This is a genomic window from Streptomyces sp. NBC_00459 (genome assembly GCF_036013955.1).
GTDB lineage: Bacteria > Actinomycetota > Actinomycetes > Streptomycetales > Streptomycetaceae > Streptomyces.
Window position 1 is genome coordinate 9465110 of the sequence record NZ_CP107903.1, and the last position, 19344, is coordinate 9484453.

Genomic DNA, 19344 nt, shown 5'->3' on the forward strand with positions numbered 1-19344 from the left:
AACGGCGAGGAGAAAGCGAACCCGTGCGACCTCCTGCCGTGTACCCGTCCCCGGCCCCACCGCCGTTCGTGCGCCCAGCCGGGCACGGTCACGGCGTCAGGAGAAGGCTCCGCACGCTCACAGGAAGCGCCGGATCGGTTTGACTGCGGCTTCCTTCACGCGTTGCAGCATGGTTCGGCGTCTCCATCGAGTGATGTCGATGTCCACGCTGTGCTTGAGGTCTGCCTCGTAATCCCGTTCGAGTTCGGCGGTGAACTCCTCGTCCAGCACGGCGAGCATCACCTCTTCGTCGTGGTCCATGGACCGACGGTTGAAATTGGTGGAACCGATGAGAGAGGCGACCGAGTCCACGGTGACGATCTTGGCGTGCATCATGGTCGGCTGGTACTGACGGATGTGCACGCCTGCCTGCAACAGACACGTGTAGTGGTGCTGACCGGCGAGCTGGCAGGCGCGCTGATCGGTGTGAGGCCCGGGCAACAGGATCTCGACACGAACGCCGCGCCGGGCTGTTTCGCACAGCAGGTCGACGAAATAGGGGTCAGGGGCGAAGTAGGCGGTGGCCAGCCGGAAACTCTCCTCGGCGGAGCCGAGCACGACGCGCATGAGGGTCTGCATGTCCTGCCAGCCGATGCTCGCCGAGCCGCGAACGACCTGTACCACCGACGAGCCGGCCTGCTGGTGTTCCGTGAAGCGGTCACGGTCGTCGAAGAGTTCGTCGTGGCACTCCGCCCAGTTCTGCGCGAACGCGGCCGCGATGCCGTCGACGGCGGGACCGCGTACCCGGACATGGGTGTCCCGCCACTCGGCGGGGTTGCGCGCATTGCCGCACCATTCCTCCGCGATGCCGACGCCGCCGGTGAAGGCGGTGTGCTCGTCGACGATGAGGGCCTTGCGGTGGCAGCGGTGGTTCTGCTTGAACGGCGACAGCCAGGCGGGTTTGCGGAACCAGGCGACATCCACTCCCGCGGTGCTCATGAGGTCCAGTAGACGCCGCTCGATCCTCTTGGCCCCGAAGCCGTCGAGCAGCAGTCGTACACGCACCCCCGCGCGGGCGCGATCGGCCAGCGCGGCGGCGAAGTCGTGGGCGATCTGTCCCCGCCAGTACACGAACGTCATCATGTCGATGGTGTGCTGAGCCGAACGGATCGCACCGAGCATCGCGGGGAAGATCTCGTCTCCGTTGCGCAGGGGCAACAGCTCATTGCCTTCGGTGGCGGCCACGCCGATCAGTCGCTCCAGGCGACGGCGTAGGCGCCGTTTGCGTGCTGCTGCGTCGGGCGCGGTGCCGCGAGCAGGGGGTGCAGGTATGCCGCCGAGTGTCACGCCGAATCTCCCACTGGACCATGAGGACGGAAGGGCTGCGGCGCGAGCCCGAAGAACCACGTTCCAGGCCGACGCCGCGGTACTCCAGCCGTCTGTCCGGACCGGGCCGTCACAAACGGGCTGCCGCACACGGAACGTGCGAGAAGAAGGGAACGGACTGTCTCTCGTACAGGCGCAACGCATCAGCGGATTCCGTGTGGGCTGCGCCTTGGCGATTCTGTACGGCGTCGACCGAAGTGATGGAACGGGCTTTCACGATTTGCGACGCGGTGACGTTCGAAAGTCCGATCCGCTCGATCTTCTCTTCTCTCCGCATTCGGTCGAGAGCTGAGACGCTTTCTCCGATGAAGTATGGGGCGTCGGCGCGGTGCAGGCGACAGAGGCCGACCCGAATCACGCCTTCACGGTACGAGCTCCTCGCGGAGGCTCTCATTCAGCGGTGCGGGGTTGGAGGATCACCACCGGGATCTCGCGTTCGGTCCATGCCTGGTACAACTCGAAGTCGGCGTAGACCTCCAACAGCAGAGGCCAGAGACGCGAGCGTTCCCGCGCATCCGCGGTCCGGGCGCGAACAGGTCTCCGCTCGGCGCGGATCTGCACATGGGTGTCGGGGTGGGAGCGCAGGTTGGCGTACCACTGAGGGTTCTTGGGGAGACCGCCCTGGGAGGCCACGACAACAGTGTCCGGCCCATCGGCCATGTAGAGCAGCGGCGTGGTGTAGAGCCTGCCGGACTTACGACCGCGATGGTCGAGGAGCAGTACAGGCGCGGGCTTGCGGAAGCCGGCGGCCATGCGCCACGTCCCGCCGAGCCGGCCACGGGTGCGTCGGTAGCACCACACCTGGACCTTGGCCATGTACTTGAAGAGTCTCGGCAGCAGCGGGGAGTCCAGTTGCTTGGGCCGTGGACGCTGGTGTGACACGGAACGCCTCCGATCGGGCCAGTGACCGGTTCGCTGCGGTTGGCCGAGTGCCAAGCTGTACCCGGTCGGGATTGTGGAGCGAGTGGCATTACAGCTTACGGAAGTCCCAGGAAACGGTCTTCGTAGGTGTCAGGCGGATCCACGCATGCCGGCCGTCGTGCGGCATTGCCTCCAGACCGAAGTTCTTGCGGGCGAACAACGCTTCCGACGCGCCGAGTTCAGCGCACGGTTCTCCGGTGCGGGGGATCTCGCCCACGAACTCCACGGCGCCTGACAGCTCGACCCCGCGCAGTTCGTCGTACCCCTCGCCCGAGTCGACGACGACAGCGACACGCGGGTCGTGGCGTAGATCGGCCCAGCGCTTGCTGCGCACGATGGAGTACAGCCACAACGAGGTGCCGTCCCATGCGAACCAGAGGGCACTGACATGCGGAGCGCCGTCGTGCGAGACGGTGGCGACGCGGCACATGCGTTGGGTGGCGAGGAACTCGTCCAGCTCCTCCGGCGTCATCATGATTCTCCGGCTCCTGCGCTGAGTCGCAGCCATGAGAGGCCTCTCTTCTCTTGCGTCGGTGCCAGGGAGGAGGATGAATCTGACGTAGCGTCAGAATCATGGGTCATTTTCGATGAGCCTGCAATGGTCGAGGAAGCACGAAGCCCCGGCTGGACGGGGGAGACCAGCCGGGGCGGGGTGCGGTGGTGGCGCGTGGAGGGTGGGCGCCTCGCGCGAGAGGCGCTCCATGGGCTTCAGTAGGGTCAACTGCCTCTGGGTGTACCGGCGTTGGCACCACGTCTCCGTGTGAGCCGGCGCGCCGTGAGACGCCGGGAGCGCGGTCAGTCGACGTAGTCGGTGACGAGGGCGGCGAATTCCTCCGGGGTAGCCAGCCGGATACCGAGGGTTTCTGCCTTGGCGCGTTTGGATCCGGCACCCTCACCGGCGACGACCAGGCTTGTCTTCTTCGAGACGCTGGAGGAGGAGCGGCCCCCGGCCCGTTCGACGAGTTCGTTCATCTGGTTGCGGCTGAGCTTCTCCAGTACGCCGGTCATCGCTCCGGTCACCACGACCGACATCCCGGTCAGGGGCCCACCCGTCGGCTCAGCGGCCTCCGCGAGGCCGTCGGCACCATCGACCGTGGCGGCGGGTGGGGTGGCGCCGGGCTCGGTCATGTTCACTCCGGCCGCGGCGAGCTTGTCGATGAGCGGGGCGAGTTCGGCGAGTTCGGCGACGATGGAGGGGGCCTTCTCGGTGCCGATGCCCTCGACCTGCCGCATCGCGTCGGCGTCTGCGGCGCGGATGTTGTCCATGGTGGCGAAGTACCGGGCGATACGGCGGGACATGGAGCGGCCGGTGCCACGTACCCCGAGCGCGCACAGCACCCGTGACAGCGGCTGTCCCTTCGCCGCGCCGATCGCGGCGACGAGATTGTCCGTACTCGTCTCACCCATTCTCTCCAGGCCCAGCAACTGCTCCCGGGTGAGGCCGAACAGGTCGGCGAGATCCTTCACCAGACCGGCGTCGACGAGCTGGACCACGCGGGTGTGGCCCAGGCCTTCGATGTCGAGCTGGTCGCGCCCGGCGGCGTAGGAGAGGGCGGCCACCAGATGGCAGTTACGGCCGTTCTCGCACCGCCAGCGCTGCTCGCTGGTGTCGATGCCGGCTCCGCACTGCGGACACACCTCGGGGAAGACGATGGGCTGCTCGTCTCCGGTGCGCAGATGGGCGACCGGGGCTTCGACGCGGGGGATGACATCGCCGGCGCGGTGGACCATGACGTGGTCGCCCAGACGCAGGTCACGCCGGGTGATGTCACCGGGGTTGTGCAGTGTGGCGTAGGTGATGGTGGCGCCGTCGATCTCGACCGGCTCCAGCACGCCGCGCGGCGCGATGATCCCGGTGCGACCCACGTTCCACTCCACCGCCAGCAGCCGAGTGATCTTCTCCACGGCCGGGAGCTTGTAGGCGATCGCCCAACGCGGGGCCCTCGATCCCGATCCGGCGGCCTGCTGGTCGGCGGCGAGGTCGGCCTTGATGACGATCCCGTCGATCCCGAACGGCAACTCCGCCCGCAGCGCGGCGATTTCTCTGACGCGGGCCAGAACCTGCTCGACGGTGTCGGCGGTGACGCCGGGCACGGCGGTGGTCGCGGTGGTGTTCACCCCGAGCTCGCCGGCCAGCGTCATGAGGTCGCTGTGCGCGAGCTCGGCCAGCCGCCCGGCCTGCGCGGTCTCGGTTCCGGGCACGGGGAGCAGTCCGTATCCGAAGAACGTCATGGGCACGGTGTACGCGCGGTCCCTGGCGCGCAGGGTGCCTGCCGAGGCGCCGCGCGGGTTGGCGAACGGCGGCCCGCCGTGTGCCGTCCGCGCGGTGTTCGCGTACTCGAACTGGGCGGTGGTCATGAGAACTTCGCCGCGCACCTCCACCGTCACGGGTTCGGCGAGCTCCGCGGGCAGGCCTTCGATGGTGCCGATGGCGTGCGAGACGTCCTCCCCGGCCGTACCGTCGCCCCGCGTGATCAGCCGGGTGAGGCGGCCTCTGGTGTAGCGGGCGGCGATCGCGAGACCGTCGAGCTTCGGCTCGACGCTGAAGCGGGTGACGTCGCGGCCGATACGCCGGGCCAGCGACGTCGTCCAGGCGGTGAACTCATCGGGCGAGAACACGTTGTCCAGACTCAGCATCGCGACCGTGTGCGGGACATCCCCGTCCACGGCGCCGCCGGCTACCTTCCCCGTCGGTGATTCGGGCAGCACCTGGTCGGGATGACCGGCCTCCCACGCCGCGATGCCGCGCACCAGCCGGTCGTAGGCGTCGTCGTCGAGCACGGAGGTGCCGCCCGTGTAGTAGGCGGCCGACGCCTTGGTCGCGTCCTCGACAGCCTGCGCGTAGGCGGCGGCATCCACGATCACTGCAGCTGGTGTTGTCATACCCGTCATCCTGCCTGCCACCACTGACAACGCCTCCAGCCGTCCGCGGCATCGGCGGTGCGCTGGGGCAAGGGGGCCGCGGCGGGCGGAGTTCCGTCAGCAACGCGTGGGCTACTCGGTGCTCAGGGCTTCCCGCAGGGCCTTGGCGGGGCCGGTCGGGTCGTAGCCTTCGGGGACGCCCTCGACCAGGATGATGTCGCCCTGGATGTGCCGTGAGCGCAGGGGTGCGATCTCCTGGTACGCGGGTGAGTCCCACCATGTCCGAGCCTCGGTGATCCCGGGAAAGCCGATCACCACGACGTTGCCGGGCCAGCTGCCTTCCTTCACCTCGTGCTGTGCGAAATGCACGAGGAAGCGTCCGCCGTACGGCTCGAAGGTGGCGGGGACGCGCTCGACGTACTCGGCGATGTCCGGATGCGGGGCGGCGGCTTGCAGATGAGCTATGGCGTAGGCGGGCATGGTGTCCTTCCCATTGGTCCCATTGTCGGTCTCACTGCGTCGGGCCACTGCCGAACAAGGCACGCACGACGAGCCTATCGCTCGCCTGTGTCCGAGGGGCGGGCCGTAACAGGCCCACCGCACGGCTCCGTCGAGCCGGAGTGCTCTCGGCCCGGCGTGTCACGGAGAGAGGCGTCGCTCCGTGTGTTCATCCCGGCGGGACAGTCGATGCAGCAGGTCTCTGCTGGCCGTGGCGATCAGCGGGGGCACATCGAGGTCACCGAGCATGTCGGCGGCGGCCTGCATTTCGGCGGTCCGGCGTACGGCGTGCAGGTGGCTGCCCCGGACCAGCCGGTCCAGGGTGGTGGCGTCCGTATGGGTCAGTTCCTCGGAGATGGCCTGCCGCAGCCAGTCCTCGCAGCCCGCGGCCCGCGCCGCGTCGAGAGCCTCGACCACGGCCGCCGCCAGGCCCTTGTAGAACACGCTGCGCAACAGCTTGCGTTCGGCTGCCAGGCCGGCCGGTCCGTCGAGTACGTCCACGTCCACGTCCACGTTCGCGCACAGGAGGCTGAGCGTCGCGGCGTAGCGGCCCGCCCCGACGCCGGAGACGAGCATGGGTGTCCGTAGACCCCTGCCGGGCACGGTCGCCATCAAGGACACGTCGGCGAATTCGATGCCGGTCGCCCCGGCGATCTCGCCGAGGTGTCGCTTCAACGCGGGCGACGCGGTGTTGAGGTCGGCCCAGAGGCAGCCGGGAGACACGCTCGTCAGACCCGCCCGGAGGGCGTCCTCGGCGTCGGAAGCACTGTTGACACTGAGGACGAGATCGCTGCCCGTGACCGCTTCCGCCTCACTGCCGGTGTCCACTACTCCCGGCGGTGCCGCGATCCTGGGGTCGTACCCGCGCACGTACACGCCCGCGGTGACGAGGTCTGTCGCGATGACGCCGCCCGCCTCTCCCAGACCGAGTACCGCGATGCGCGGGTTCTTGACGGTGGTGGAAGTCATCGACACTCCCCAGAATTGGCGACAATATCGTTGCCAATTCTGCTCCTTCGGCGGGGAGACCTGGAGAGGAGGTCACGTGTCGGCTGTGCGCAGAGTCCCGGCCGGGTCCGACCCGGTCGTGGAGGCGATCCGTGGGGCGATCGTGAGCGGGGAGTACGTCCCGGACCAACGGCTTGTGGAGGCCGATCTGGCGGAGCGGTTCGCGGCCGGCCGCGCGGCTGTGCGCTCCGCGCTGATCCAGTTGGGCAACGAGGGGCTGGTGGAGCGCATCCCGAACCGGGGCGCCCGGGTGCGCGCGGTATCCCTGGCCGAGGCGATCGAGATCACCGAGGTGCGGATGGTGATCGAGGGGCTCTGTGCGGCCAAGGCCGCGCGGCGGGTGACCGGGGCGGAGATCATGGAATTGCGTGAGATACGCGAACGGATGGCCGCTGCGGTCGGGGCCGGTGCGGTGGTGACCTACTCGGAGCTGAACCACCGACTGCACCGCCGGATGCTGGAGATGAGCGGACAGCGCACCGCCGAGGGCGTGATCGAGCGGCTGCGGGGGCAGTCGGTTCGGCACCGGTTCCGGCTCGCCATGCGGCCGGGGCGTCCGTCCGTCTCGCTGCCGGAGCATCTCGCGATCATCGACGCCCTCTGCGGTCGCGATCCCGACGCCGCCGAACGCGCTGCCCGAAACCACCTCGGGAGCGTGATCCGTGCCCTACGAGACACGGGCAACTCGACTTCCATTCCTGTGAGTTGACGCCTCGTCCCCTGGTGGGGGGCGTGCGGCCGGAGGCCGGGCATCACTTTCTGCGCGGACCATTGACGCTCCACGCCTGATTGTTAACAATCTGGGTCACCAAATTGGCGACAGGAGCCGTCCATGGCCGACCGACCAGCCACGCACCCGACACCCTCGGACCGTTCCCGCGCGCTCGTCGCGGGGGCCTACGACATCCACGTCCACATCGCACCCGACCTGATGAAGCGCCGCGTCGACGATCTGACCCTCGCGGCCCGCTTCACCGAGGTCGGTCTCGACGGGTTCGTACTGAAGTCCCACTACGTCCCGACGACGGAACGGGCCGAAGTGGTTCGCCGTGCCACCCCCGGGTTCGGTGCGGTCGGAGCGATCACGTTGAACGGCTCGGTGGGTGGGATGAACCCGATCGCCGTGGAGATCGCCGGTCGCGGCGGCGCACAGTTCGTCTGGCTGCCGACCGTGGACAGCGCCAACGAACGGGCCTGTACGGCGGACAGCCCCGAGGGCGCCACGCCACCCATGTGGGTTCAGCTCCAGAACGAGTTGCGGGACGCCGGCATGACGGTCGAGCCGGTCGAGGTGGTCGGTCCCAACGGCGTGGTGTCGGCGATCACCCGTCAGGTGCTCAGGGTGATCGCGGCGCACGACATGACGCTCGCCACCGGCCATCTCCACTCCGACGAGATCGCCGCCGTCGTGGACGCCGCGGCCGAGGAGGGCGTACGCCGGATCGTCGTCACCCACCCGGAGTTCACCTCGCAACGGGTGGGCGTCGAACGCCAACGCGAGCTCGCCGCCCGGGGCGCCCTGCTGGAGCGGTGCTTCACCACTCCGTACACCGGCAAGGTCTCCTGGGAGCTGTGGCTGGAGAACATCCGGGCGGTCGGCCCGGAGCACTCCGTGCTCTCCAGCGATCTCGGACAGCCCTTCAACCCGCCGGTGGAGGACGGCCTGCCGCTGCTGGCCGACCGGCTGCTGGCCGCGGACTTCACCGAGCAAGAGATACACACCATGGCCGTGGACAACACCCGCTGGCTCGCCGGTGTGACCAAGGACCGGCCGCGGCCATGAGCAGCGTCGTGGAAGTCCGGCGCCTGACCAAGCAGTTCGTCAAGGGCGACCTGGGGATCGTGGCGTTGCGCGACCTGAGCCTCGGCATCGAGGAGGGCCGCTTCGTGACGGTCCTCGGCCGCAGCGGCTGCGGCAAGTCGACCATGCTGAACATGATGTCCGGGCTCATGCGCCCCACGTCGGGCGTGGTGACCTACCGGGACAGGCCGGTGTCCGGTCCGCGCACCGAAGTCGGCTACATGACCCAGTCAGACACCCTGATGCCCTGGCGCGACGTCGTCCGCAACGTCGAGATGCCCATGGAGATCAAGGGAGTCGACGTGAAGGAACGCCGCGGGCGCGCGATGGAACTCATCGAGCGGGTCGGCCTCACCGGCTTCGAACGGCACTATCCGCGCGAACTGTCCGGCGGTATGCGGCGCCGGGCGAGCCTGGCCCGGATGCTCGCCGGCGACCCCGAGGTACTGCTGCTGGACGAACCCTTCGGCGCACTCGACGCGCAACTGCGGTTCGTGCTCCAGGCCGAGTTGCTGCGGCTGTGGCAGGGCAGCGGACAGACCGTGGTGTTCGTGACCCACGACATCGAGGAGGCGCTGCTGCTGGGCGACCGGGTCGTGGTGCTCGGCCGGATCGGCCGGGTGGTCCTGGACAAGACGATCGACCTGCCGAGACCGCGCGACGCCGACGAACTGCGGATCGACCCGCACTTCGTCAGCCTGCACAAGGAGATGACAGTGGCGCTCCGGGAGGCGCGGTGAGCACGGTCGAGGAGAAGAAGACGGCGAACACCACCATGAGCACCGAGAAGAGGATCGGTCAGTCGGTCACCGTGCCGTTGAACCGCAGTCGGTGGGACAGACACGGCGGCACAGTCATCGTCTGGGGCGGCAGGCTGGTCTTCCTCCTGGTGCTGCTGGTCGCCTGGCAACTGTCCGCGGGCCGCCTGTTCGACATCACATACACCAGTCGGCCGCTGGATGTCGTGCACCGGCTGGCCGACTGGCAGCGGGAGGGCCTGCTCTGGTCCAACACCTGGGTCACCCTCCAGGAAGTCGTGCTCGGATTCGCCCTCGGTGCCGGATCCGGCGCCCTCACGGGATTCGTTCTCGCCTCCCTGCCGACCTTCTACCGCGTGGTCGACCCGTTCGTCGTGGCGCTGTACTCGCTGCCGAAGGTCGCGCTCGCGCCTCTTTTCATCGTCTGGTTCGGCATCGGCCTCCAGATGAAGGTGCTCCTCGCCGCCGTCACCGTGTTCTTCCTGGTCTTCCTCAACACGGCCGTCGGCGTGCGCGAGGTCGACCGCGGACTGATCGACGCGGTGCGGCTGATGGGAGGACGCCGGCGTGACGTGGTGTGGAAGGTCGTCCTTCCAGGCTCGATGACGGGTCTGCTCACGGGCCTCAAGGTCGCCGTCCCGTACTCGCTGATCGGCGCGGTGATCGGTGAACTCGTCGCGTCCAACAGGGGGTTGGGCTACCTCATCAGTGACGCGGCGGCCAACTACGACACAGCGGGCGTCTTCGCCACCCTCGTCGTGCTCGGAACGATCGCCACGATCCTCAACCTGCTCGTCGGCGTGCTCGATCGCAGGGCCAACCGCTGGAAGCCTCTGGAGGGCCGCACATGAACCGTCGCCAACTCGTCAAGGGCATGCTCGCCACCGGAGTCGTCACGCTGGCCGCCACGGGCTGCGCCGAGGCCGGCGCGACGAAGACCGGAAAACTGTCGATAGGGCAGGTCAGCAAGTCCATCGCGTTCTTCCCGATGTTCGTCGCGACCGAGAAGGGCTACTTCGACGACGAGGGTGTCGCCTTCGAGGAGCCCGCCGTGCTCGGCACCGGCTCCAAGGTGGCTGCCGCCCTCAAGTCCGGGAGCATCGAGCTCGGCGGCGGGGTGATGACCGACGTCCTCAAACTGTCGGAGACCGGCGACGCCCTCAGCCTCGTCGCGGACATGGTCGACACCTACTACATCGACATCATCACCGGTACGAGGTTCGAGGGCGCGGCGACCGACGCCTCTCTGGACGAGCGGATCGCGTCCCTGAAGGGCAAGAAGATCGGCATCACCGGGCCGGGCAGCGGCACCGAGGCGCTTGTCGTCTACCTCTTCAAGAGGGGCGGGATGGACGCGAAGAAGGACGCCGAACTGGTCAACCTCGGCAGTGAGGCGACCGCGGCGCTCGGCGCCCTGAAGGGCGGCCAGGTCGACGCCCTCTCCTTCGCCCAGCCGCTGGCCCAGCAGGCGGAGGGGACCGGCACCGGCACCACGTACATCTCCCCGTGCCGCGGCGACGTGCCCGGCCTCCAGCGGGTGTCCCACGGAGTCATGTTCACCACCCAGAGCGTCATGAAGAAGAAGTCGAAGGAGATAGCCGCCTTCCAAAGAGCCCTGGTGCGGGCGAGAACGGACATCCAGGGCGACGACTCCGCGGGGATCAAGAAGTTGCTCGCCGCGTACCGCAGCGGCATGCCCGACACGGCGCTGGAGGCACTGCTCCCGCTGCTGAAGGAGGAGATCCGGGCGACGAACGGCTTCCCGCGCTCCTCCTTCGACGCCGCGGTCGCCTTCCACAAGGCATCCGGTCTCATCACGAAGGAGCCCGCATACGAACAGCTCGTCCCGGCGAACCTGCGCGAGACATGACCGCGGACGCCGTCGCCCGTCCAGCACGACAACCTGGGGTTCGTGTACGCCTACCCCGGCGACCCGATCATCGAGCTGATGGAGGCGATGCGCGCCCTCGGCATCGTCGTCGAGCGGCCCGCCGAAGCGCAGCGCGGGCATGTACGTGTCGCTGCGCGCCCGCAGCCCAACTTCCCTCAGAACAGCGGAACTTGACGACATCTGACGCATCTGCGGCGGGACGGCTGTGAATCTCGCATGAATCACGGCGACCCCATTGTTCACGGAATCGTTGACGAATTTGATGCTCTCTTGAACCGGAATCGACGTGACCGGTTCACATCCGTCGGCGTGCCCGTACGAACGGCCATGCCGCCTTCCGATCAGGAGGCCAAGTGGTACTGCCCAAGAGATACCCGGACCGGCTCCGCCCCGCCCGTCGCACCCGCCGAGCGGCGGTCGCCGTCACCACGGCGGCCCTGCTCGCGACCGCCCTCGCCACCGGCGACGCCGGGGTCGGCCTCGGCATCCGCGATGACACCGCGACCGTCGCCTACTCGGCCGAGGCCACGGCGGCCTCGGAAACCCTCACCGCGGTCAGCGCGTTCCTGGCCACCCTCAGCAGCACGCAGAAGTCGACGGTCCAGGCGTCCCGCACGCAGGCCAACCTCTCCCAGTGGTCGAACCTCCCCGACGGCCTGTTCACGCGCGCCGGACTGCGCATGGACACCCTGACCTCCACGCAGCAGGCAGCGGTGCTCGCCATCCTCCGGGCGGCGCTCAGCGACGAGGGCTACGAACAGGTCACCGGCATCACCACCGCCGACGGCGTTCTGCACACCGCCACCGGCAGCGACGACTACGGCTCGGACCACTACTGGATCCGCGTCCTGGGCACCCCGTCCTCGACGGGACAGTGGACCGTCCAGTACGGCGGCCACCACCTGGCGGTCAACATCACGCTGACCGGGGACACGATGACCCTGGCCCCGACCCTCTTCGGCGTGCAGCCGGCGACCTACACCCTCAACGGCGTCAGTTACGAGCCGCTGGCCGGTGAGACCGACAAGGCGTTCGCGGTCGTCCAGTCGCTCAACAGCACACAACTCGACGCAGCGGTCCTGGACACGGCCGTGACGGAGATCGTCCTGGGCGCCGGACAGGACGGGAAGACCCTCGCCTACGAGGGGGTCAAGGCCTCCACCTTCACCACCGCGCAGAAGACGCTGCTGCTGGACCTGATCACGGAGTGGATCAGCCCCCTCAACGACGAACAGAACGCGTCCAAGCTGGAGTCGGCCGCGGCGAACATCGACTCGACGTACTTCGCCTGGTACGGATCCACTTCGAGCGATCAGCCGATCTACTACCGGGTCCAGAGCCCCGACTTCACCATCGAGTTCGCCCACCAGCGGAACATGGGCGGCATCAGCCACATCCATGCCATCTACCGCGAGAGCGGCAACGACTACGGCGCGGGGGACTGAACCCTTGAGCACCGTCGAACGCCGCCTGGCCCGGTGGACGGCCGGCCTCGTGCTGGCCGCCGCCGGGTCGGGCCTCGTGGCCGCACCGGCCCAGGCCCATCCCACCGACGAGATCGTCCAGCAGGCGTACCTCACCCCCGACGGCTCCCGGCTCGACATCCAACTCGCGCTCATCCCAGGCGTGTTGGTGGCACCCGCTTTCGCAGAAGCCCTCGACAGCGACGGCGACGAAAGGCTCGGATCGGACGAAACGGCCGCACACGCCCAGCGCGTGACGTCGGCGCTCGGCCTCAGGGCCGGGGGGCGGACCGTCCCGCTGAAGCCGACCCGGAGCACCTACGCGGACTACGCGCTGCTCGCCGCCGCAGGCGGTGCCGTCACCCTCGACCTCACGGCCACCCTGCCCGCCGGCACCCGCAGCGTCACCTTCACCAACAGGTACGACCCGCCCGGCAGTTCGCCCACGACCGTGCAGGCCAACGTGCTCGTGCCCGCGGGTGCGCCGGCGGAGCCGGCGAATGTCGAACGCGCCGACGAGGGACGCACCATCACCATCCACCTGTCCGACAGCGCCGCAGCAGACACGAGTTCGACAAGCGCCGTACAGGAGGGCGCGACGAGCGGAGGCGCCATGCTCGGCGCCCTTCGCTCCCCGCTGTCCTCTCCCTGGGCCCTGCTGGCGCTGATCGGCACCTGTGCGCTGCTCGGCGCCTTCCACGCACTCACCCCCGGCCATGGCAAGGCCCTGCTCGCCTCCTACCTGGTGGGTGCCCACAGCACGTCCCGTCAGGCGGTGATCCTCGGCGCCGTCATCACCGTCACACACACGGCCTCCGTGATCGCCCTCGGCACGGCGGTGCTGTTCGCGGGGCAGTTCATCGTGCCGGGCGTACTCGTGCCGGTACTGGAGGTGGCCAGCGGACTGGTGGTACTGATCCTGGGGGTACGGCTGCTGCGGCGAAGGTGGCCGGGCAAGGGCGAGGCCGCGCACGACGACACCCACGCCCACGGTCACGCGCACGCCCACTCCGACGCGCACGCACACGACAATGCCGGTCAGGGCGGACACAGCCACGGCCCCGGTGGGCACCATCACCACCACCCGCTCACCATGCCCACGACCTTCCGGTCGATCGCCGCCATGGGCGTCTCCGGCGGAATCGTCCCCTGCCCCGAGGCGCTCACCGTTCTCCTGCTGGCCATCGGCCTCGGCCGCACGGCCCTCGGCCTGACCATGATCATCGCGTTCAGCGTCGGCCTCGCCGGTGTTCTCGTTGGCCTGGGACTGATCCTGGTGCACGCCCGCGCGGGTCTGGAGCGATTCCGGGGTTCGGGGCCCGGCCCGGTGGCGCGGTGGCTGCCGACGGCATCCGCCGGTGTGGTGACCGTTCTCGGCCTGGCCATCGCGGTCAACGGAGTGGGCGGTCTCGCGGGGTAGGTCATGCGCCCGGATGCGACATGCCTCGTAATCCGGATGGTCACGGCCTGAACCGACCGATTCACAGGAGCCACGCACTTCTGCGCCTCCACGGTCACTGATTCACTCCTGCCACACCCACCTTCGATCCGATCGCGCCACGAACTGCTTCGGGGCGCAAGGGAGTTCCGCATGTCCGAAGTCACCCCCCACACCACCGAGCCGGTCCTCGCCGAGCGCGGAATGCCGATGCGGTCGCGGGTACGCGCGCTGCTCGCCGTCGCGGGCGCCGTCTCGGCACCCGCGCTGCTCGTACCGACCGCCGCCCACGCGGCGACACCGGCCGGGGCCGCCGGCCCGAGCAGGAGAGTCGCTTCCGGCGAGATCTGGGAGGTCACCGCGATCACCCAGCTCGACGAACTGGTCATGGAGGACGGCGCCCTGCTCACCGCCCCGGAGGGGCACAGCCTGACCCTGACCGTGGACGGTGTGGAGACCGGGTCCGTCCTGGACGGCACCCACGGCTGGACGACCGTGACAGCCGCCGGCACCTACAGCGGCGACATCGTCCTGACTCCGGCCGTGGAGCACCTGGTGTCCTTCGCGGGTGTCACCTTCCACCTGCGGCAGGGCGTGTACGTCGGCGCCGGCGGCGTCGCCACCGACAGGTCGGTGCTGTCGGGCGTACGAGGCGGGACGCTCACCGACGCGTACGCGAGGAGCGTGTCCCTGACCTCCACCGGCGAGGCCTTCAACGGCTTCTTCGTCGCCGACGGCGCCTCGTACACCCTGGAAGACACCCGGATCGCCTTCGACGGCAACGGCCGCCTGGACTACGCGAGTTACGGTGCCGCAGTCACCGGCTCGGGAGCCGGGACCCGACTGGTCGTGGACGGAGCGGACATCGACAACCGGGGTGTGCTCCGGACCGGTGTCATCGCTCGTGACGGCGCCAACGTGATCGTGAAGAACTCCCGTATCCGCACCCGTGAGGGTGTGCTGCCCGACGACTACGAGCCGGGCCTCGGGGCGAACATGATGACGGCCCCGTGGACACTCGGCCTGTCCGGCAACGTCCGCGCCACCAACGCCCTCGGCGAGAACACCACGGCCACCTATCTCAACTCCGCTGTCTCCTCGGAGTCCTGGGGCGTGCTGTCTGCGGACTCGGTCCGCAACTCGCTGCTGACCGCGATCAATTCGACCGTCACCATCACCGGCGACTCCGGCTACGGAACCTATGTGGACGGCGGCGGCCAGCAGGGCATCTTCCTCGGCACCCACTTCGACGTCGCCACGTTCGCGGCCATCTCCACCGGGGGCGCCATGAGCTTCACAGGCAGCACACGCGAGGGTGTGGCCACGATGAACAGCTATCTGATCCTGGGACTGACCGAACAGGAACTCGACGCGATCGAACCCAGGCCGTCGGTCGTCGACTCCCGCGGCTTCGGTGTGATGTGGCACAGCGGCGACGGCGGTCGGCTGGAGATCAGCGGTGACACCCGCTTCACCACCGCCGAGACGATGTTCCTCGACAAGGGGAAGCGGATCACGATCGTGGTGGACGGCTCCCAGGGCGCCGAACTCACCGCCGGCAACGGCATCCTGGTACAGATCATGGAAAGCGACGACCCCGGCTCCCTGACCGGCGTCTACACCGAGCCGACCGGCGCCCCGGTCAGGGACACACGCTTCGACACCGCCGCCGAGCACACCGCCGACGCCCGCGCCTCCTTCGTCGACATCTCCCTGACGGGCGACTTCTACAACGCGATGCGCACCGGCAAGAACCTGGTTCTGTCCTTCCGGCGAAGCAGCGTCGAGGGCGTCGTCTCCGCTTCCGCGTCCCAGCACGCCGTTCCCACGATCACCTCGGCCGAGTGGCGGCACATCAACCACGTCACCAACACCCCGCAGCCCGCGGTCAACAACGGTGTGATCCTCAAACTGGCCGCCGGGGCGCGGTGGACGGTGACCGGCACGTCGTACCTGACGCGTCTGGTCCTGGACGCGACGGCGACAGTGGAGGCCCCGTCCGGCAAGACCGTCACCCTCACCGTGAACGGCACCCCCACAGCCCTCACTCCGGGCGCCACCTACTCCGGAGCCCTCGTCCTCACCGTCGCCGAGGGCGAGGGCGAGTGACCCCACGGACCCTGAAGTTCACCGCAGTCGATGCCGACCCGAACATCTCGTCCGTCGCCGCCATGGCCTGCTACCAGGCGGTGGAGAAGGAGACAGGCGGCGAGAGAGGGGACCGGGAATTCGCCCGGCCCGGGAAATAGCTGACCCATCCCGCTCCATCAAGGTCGTACCGGCGACGCGCGACAGTAATGCAGGGGCAAATCAAAGCGTCGCCCGGTGTAAATCACAGTGCCGCGCGGTGGAATTTATCTGGGCCCAACAAGGGTACAGGTCCTCCCGAAACCCACAGTCGTTCGAATCGATCGGCATGAGTCTTGTGAGGCCCTCCCGACTTGTCTCAGAAGGAGGCAACAAAATGCCGAGCAACAACACACACCGCAGGTCGATCCACCGCTGGAAGCGTGCGGGCATGGCTTTTTCCGCCGCGACCGCTCTTTTCGTCGGAGCGGCGTACGCGGCGACGGCGAACGCCACGAACGTCGACAGCAGCACCTCGGCCACCGAGTCGTCGACCTCGACCGAGTCGGCCACGGCGGTCTCGGACGTGGTGACCGCCGCCAACGCCTTCCTGGCCACCCTGGACGATGACCAGCAGGCCGAGGTGCTCCTCGACTTCACCGAGGAGAACGCCACGGCCTGGTCGAATCTCCCCTGCGGTTCGACCTGCCGGCCCGGCATCCAGCTGGGCTCGCTCACCGACGAGCAGCTGACCGCCGCGAAGGCGGTGCTGAAGGCGGCCACAGGCACCGGTACGGGCACCGGGTACGACCAGATCTCACAGATCCTGGCCGCGGACGACGTTCTCGGTGAGACCGCCAGCGGGTACAGCAGCGACATCTACTTCCTGGCGTTCCTGGGCACCCCGAGCACGGACGGCACCTGGCAGGTGCACTTCGGCGGCCACCACCTCGCGGTGAACCTCACCTACAAGGACGGGGAGGCGGAGGGCATCAGCCCGTTCTTCATCGGGGTGGAGCCGACCAGTTGGACCGACGACGACGGCACCACGTACGCACCCCTGTCCGGGATGCGTGACGGACTGCTGGACATGCTCGGGAGCCTGAGTACGACGGAGCTGTCGGAGGCGAAGCTCTCGGCGACGTACAGCGACGTGCTGGTCGGTCCGGGTGAGGACGGCGACTTCCCGGAGACCAAGGAGGGCCTCGCGGTCGGCGAACTCACCGACGACCAGCAGGAACTGGTGCTCAACGCCATCGCGCCGTGGGTCGAGGTGGCGGACGACACAACCGCCGCTTCCGTCCTGAGCACCTACAAGTCGGAACTCGACGAGACCTACATCTCGTACTCCGGGGGCACCGACCTGGACAGCACGAGCGACTACGTCCGCATCGACGGACCGGGCGTCTGGATCGAGTTCGTCTGCCAGAACGGTCTGGTCTACCAGAACCAGATTCACTACCACACCATTTTCCGGGACCACAACACCGACTACGGGGGAGAGTTCACGTTCTGATGAACCGTCCGCCGATCTCGCTGTCATCAGCCTTGCGCGTGACGGTCGGGACGGCGGTGGCGGTCATGGCGGCGCTGCTTCTCGCAGCGCCGCCGGCCGTCGCACGTCCAATTCGCGCCATGTTCCGGGTCGGTACGATGAATTTCGTGCAAGGCGCGGATCGTATGCTATTTCTGCTCATTTTTCTGTCCTGCGTCATCGCGCTTCCGGAAAGTTTCGAGGCGATCCCGGCCGACGCCCGGACAACCCTTTGTCGCATATTCGGGACCACCCTCATATTCGACTCTCAGTATCCTCGTTGGCGCCGTGAATTCCATTCGGACCCTATTTGCGGGACGTGAGGCCGTCGTTTCCGGTGTATTCGGGATCGGGCACGGAATGGCGTCGTCCTTCACCTGGCCCAAATGAATTCGTCGGCCATCGCGGTGGACGGGCCGATGCCGTATCCGCCACGGAAGGGGACGGACACGGAGGGGCAGGCGAAGCGGTTATGGAGAGGTCCGGTGGAGCGACGGGGCGTGCGGAGCGGCCGACCGGCAACCGCCCGTCCGGATAAAGGGTTCGACACCGTCCGGCCCTGCATGGCCCGCCCGTCGAGGCCGGTGACGCGGGTGCCGTCCGCGGCGAAACCGGGCAATGGCCCGCGGTCGTCGTGGGCGATGGACGTCGGCATACCCGTCCACGGCACGGAACTTGAGTCGACGCTGAGCATCATGGCCCGGTGATCAACCTGAGCAGAGGCTGGTCGGTCGACCGGCCATGCCCCTCGCCTCGGCCGAGACACCGCAGGTCCCGCCGAGGCGCCGCACTGCCGCCCGTCCCGATCCGTTGGGTGAAGAGCCGCTGTGAGTTTGGTAGAAAGCCCTTCCATCGCTCGCTTCGCCTGTCAGTCTCCATCCCGACCCGGATGTCATGTCCGGGATGAACGGATCGAAGACTGGAGCACCCCTTGCCCCGAGCCGTCAGCAGCGGACGGACCTTCCGTCTCGCCAGAGCCGCCGCCGTCACCGGTAGCGCCGTCGTCCTGACCGTCGCCCTGCCCTTCAGCGCCTCCGCGAGCGTCCTGCAGAACCTCCCGGAGAACGCGACCACCTTCCAGCAGTACTTCGAGCCCCTGTACGACTACGACTCGGACAGCTGCTACCCGGCCGCCGCCATCGACGCGGCCGGCAACCTCAACGGCGGTCTCAAGCCGACCGGCCCGGTGACCGGCGACTGCCGTGACGGCCACCTCGGCCACGCCAACACCTACTCGCGGGCCAAGTGCAACAACGGCTGGTGCGGAATCGTGTACGCCAGCTACTTCGAGAAGGACGAGGCATCTCCCGGCATCGGCCACCGCCACGACTGGGAGTGCATGGTCGTCTGGGTCCAGCAGGGCGCGGACACCCCGTCCTACCTGTCCGCCTCCGCGCACGGCGGCTTCAGCACCCACCCGATCGCCGACGTCCCGATGAGCGGCCAGCGCGTCGAGGCCGTCTACCACAAGGACGGCGTGAGCACCCACGCCTTCCGCTTCGCCAAGTGGGGCGAGACACCGGAGAACGACACCGGCGCCTGGCACCAGGAGAACCTGCTCACCTGGGACAACCTGGCGTCCAACCTGCGCGACACCCTGAACGCCTCCGACTGGGGCGACGCGAACTTCCCCCTGCAGGACTCCAAGTTCGCCGACCACCTGAACAAGGCCAAGCCGAGCGCCATCACGTTCGACCCCTACGCCTGACGAGGACGACCGGGGGAGGGATCGCCCTGA

The 19344-nt window shown here is 68.3% G+C and carries 20 protein-coding genes; 13 read left to right on the forward strand and 7 right to left on the reverse strand.

Going from position 1 to position 19344, the window contains the following annotated elements:
• Positions 1-117: 117 nt before the first annotated feature.
• The 7 genes from OHN74_RS41440 to OHN74_RS41465 all read right to left on the reverse strand — a co-directional run bounded on the left by OHN74_RS41440 (position 118) and on the right by OHN74_RS41465 (position 6615).
• The gene (locus OHN74_RS41440) at positions 118-1311 is read right to left on the reverse strand and encodes a phospholipase D-like domain-containing protein (RefSeq protein ID WP_443060591.1); all 1194 of its coding nucleotides are present in this window, start codon (positions 1309-1311) and stop codon (positions 118-120) included.
• A gap of 124 nt (positions 1312-1435) precedes the next feature.
• Positions 1436-1759, reverse strand: a complete 324-nt coding sequence (locus OHN74_RS43000) for an aldo/keto reductase (protein WP_443060523.1) — start codon at positions 1757-1759, stop codon at positions 1436-1438.
• Entirely contained in the window at positions 1756-2247 is a 492-nt protein-coding gene (locus OHN74_RS41445; RefSeq protein WP_327699720.1) for a nitroreductase family deazaflavin-dependent oxidoreductase, read from the reverse strand. The genes OHN74_RS43000 and OHN74_RS41445 overlap by 4 nt, the downstream gene beginning before the upstream one ends.
• Before the next feature lie 88 nt (positions 2248-2335).
• A complete protein-coding gene (locus tag OHN74_RS41450) occupies positions 2336-2794 on the reverse strand; it encodes a pyridoxamine 5'-phosphate oxidase family protein (RefSeq protein WP_327699721.1) in 459 nt (152 codons plus the stop codon).
• A gap of 287 nt (positions 2795-3081) precedes the next feature.
• The gene (ligA, locus tag OHN74_RS41455; protein ID WP_443060524.1) at positions 3082-5178 is read right to left on the reverse strand and encodes an NAD-dependent DNA ligase LigA; all 2097 of its coding nucleotides are present in this window, start codon (positions 5176-5178) and stop codon (positions 3082-3084) included.
• Between the two features lie 102 nt (positions 5179-5280).
• Complete coding sequence (locus OHN74_RS41460; RefSeq protein ID WP_327699723.1) at positions 5281-5628, reverse strand: DUF1330 domain-containing protein; 348 nt, start codon at positions 5626-5628, stop codon at positions 5281-5283.
• Between the two features lie 159 nt (positions 5629-5787).
• Positions 5788-6615 carry an NAD(P)-dependent oxidoreductase gene (locus tag OHN74_RS41465; protein ID WP_327699724.1) on the reverse strand — a complete coding sequence of 276 codons (828 nt, stop codon included), beginning with the start codon at positions 6613-6615 and terminating at the stop codon, positions 5788-5790.
• Positions 6616-6691: 76 nt separating this feature from the next.
• On the opposite strand from OHN74_RS41465, the gene OHN74_RS41470 reads away from it, so the two are divergent.
• The 13 genes from OHN74_RS41470 to OHN74_RS41530 all read left to right on the forward strand — a co-directional run bounded on the left by OHN74_RS41470 (position 6692) and on the right by OHN74_RS41530 (position 19314).
• Entirely contained in the window at positions 6692-7363 is a 672-nt protein-coding gene (locus tag OHN74_RS41470) for a GntR family transcriptional regulator (protein WP_327699725.1), read from the forward strand.
• 123 nt (positions 7364-7486) lie between these two features.
• Positions 7487-8437, forward strand: coding sequence for a DUF6282 family protein (locus OHN74_RS41475; protein WP_327699726.1), 951 nt, complete (start codon positions 7487-7489; stop codon positions 8435-8437).
• Positions 8434-9195, forward strand: coding sequence for an ABC transporter ATP-binding protein (locus OHN74_RS41480; protein ID WP_327699727.1), 762 nt, complete (start codon positions 8434-8436; stop codon positions 9193-9195). Before OHN74_RS41475 ends, OHN74_RS41480 begins: the two co-directional genes overlap by 4 nt.
• On the forward strand, positions 9192-10064 hold the full coding sequence (locus OHN74_RS41485; RefSeq protein ID WP_327699728.1) for an ABC transporter permease: 873 nt from the start codon (positions 9192-9194) through the stop codon (positions 10062-10064). The genes OHN74_RS41480 and OHN74_RS41485 overlap by 4 nt, the downstream gene beginning before the upstream one ends.
• Complete coding sequence (locus OHN74_RS41490; protein ID WP_327699729.1) at positions 10061-11083, forward strand: ABC transporter substrate-binding protein; 1023 nt, start codon at positions 10061-10063, stop codon at positions 11081-11083. The genes OHN74_RS41485 and OHN74_RS41490 overlap by 4 nt, the downstream gene beginning before the upstream one ends.
• Positions 11084-11125: 42 nt before the next feature.
• Positions 11126-11278 carry a hypothetical protein gene (locus tag OHN74_RS41495; protein WP_327699730.1) on the forward strand — a complete coding sequence of 51 codons (153 nt, stop codon included), beginning with the start codon at positions 11126-11128 and terminating at the stop codon, positions 11276-11278.
• Between the two features lie 179 nt (positions 11279-11457).
• Positions 11458-12549, forward strand: a complete 1092-nt coding sequence (locus OHN74_RS41500) for a DUF3500 domain-containing protein (RefSeq protein WP_327699731.1) — start codon at positions 11458-11460, stop codon at positions 12547-12549.
• Positions 12550-12553: 4 nt separating this feature from the next.
• Entirely contained in the window at positions 12554-13987 is a 1434-nt protein-coding gene (locus tag OHN74_RS41505) for a nickel/cobalt transporter (protein ID WP_327699732.1), read from the forward strand.
• A 171-nt stretch (positions 13988-14158) separates the two neighbouring features.
• A complete protein-coding gene (locus OHN74_RS41510) occupies positions 14159-16114 on the forward strand; it encodes a hypothetical protein (protein ID WP_327699733.1) in 1956 nt (651 codons plus the stop codon).
• Positions 16111-16254, forward strand: coding sequence for a hypothetical protein (locus tag OHN74_RS41515; protein ID WP_327699734.1), 144 nt, complete (start codon positions 16111-16113; stop codon positions 16252-16254). Before OHN74_RS41510 ends, OHN74_RS41515 begins: the two co-directional genes overlap by 4 nt.
• A 215-nt stretch (positions 16255-16469) precedes the next feature.
• Positions 16470-17588 carry a DUF3500 domain-containing protein gene (locus OHN74_RS41520; protein ID WP_327699735.1) on the forward strand — a complete coding sequence of 373 codons (1119 nt, stop codon included), beginning with the start codon at positions 16470-16472 and terminating at the stop codon, positions 17586-17588.
• Positions 17588-17929: a hypothetical protein gene (locus OHN74_RS41525; protein WP_327699736.1), complete on the forward strand. Its 342-nt coding sequence runs from the start codon at positions 17588-17590 to the stop codon at positions 17927-17929. Before OHN74_RS41520 ends, OHN74_RS41525 begins: the two co-directional genes overlap by 1 nt.
• 608 nt (positions 17930-18537) lie before the next feature.
• Positions 18538-19314, forward strand: coding sequence for an NPP1 family protein (locus OHN74_RS41530; RefSeq protein ID WP_327699737.1), 777 nt, complete (start codon positions 18538-18540; stop codon positions 19312-19314).
• The last annotated feature ends 30 nt before the right edge of the window (positions 19315-19344 follow it).

Excerpts from the sequence above, each read along its gene's own strand:
- OHN74_RS41450 (WP_327699721.1), bottom strand. The coding sequence starts at position 2,794 with ATGGCTGCGACTCAGCGCAGGAGCCGGAGAATCATGATGACGCCGGAG.
- OHN74_RS41465 (WP_327699724.1), bottom strand. The coding sequence starts at position 6,615 with ATGACTTCCACCACCGTCAAGAACCCGCGCATCGCGGTACTCGGTCTG.
- OHN74_RS41510 (WP_327699733.1), top strand. The coding sequence starts at position 14,159 with ATGTCCGAAGTCACCCCCCACACCACCGAGCCGGTCCTCGCCGAGCGC.
- OHN74_RS41475 (WP_327699726.1), top strand. The coding sequence starts at position 7,487 with ATGGCCGACCGACCAGCCACGCACCCGACACCCTCGGACCGTTCCCGC.
- OHN74_RS43000 (WP_443060523.1), bottom strand. The coding sequence starts at position 1,759 with ATGAGAGCCTCCGCGAGGAGCTCGTACCGTGAAGGCGTGATTCGGGTC.
- OHN74_RS41490 (WP_327699729.1), top strand. The coding sequence starts at position 10,061 with ATGAACCGTCGCCAACTCGTCAAGGGCATGCTCGCCACCGGAGTCGTC.
- ligA (WP_443060524.1), bottom strand. The coding sequence starts at position 5,178 with ATGACGGGTATGACAACACCAGCTGCAGTGATCGTGGATGCCGCCGCC.
- OHN74_RS41480 (WP_327699727.1), top strand. The coding sequence starts at position 8,434 with ATGAGCAGCGTCGTGGAAGTCCGGCGCCTGACCAAGCAGTTCGTCAAG.
- OHN74_RS41525 (WP_327699736.1), top strand. The coding sequence starts at position 17,588 with ATGAACCGTCCGCCGATCTCGCTGTCATCAGCCTTGCGCGTGACGGTC.
- OHN74_RS41460 (WP_327699723.1), bottom strand. The coding sequence starts at position 5,628 with ATGCCCGCCTACGCCATAGCTCATCTGCAAGCCGCCGCCCCGCATCCG.
- OHN74_RS41520 (WP_327699735.1), top strand. The coding sequence starts at position 16,470 with ATGCCGAGCAACAACACACACCGCAGGTCGATCCACCGCTGGAAGCGT.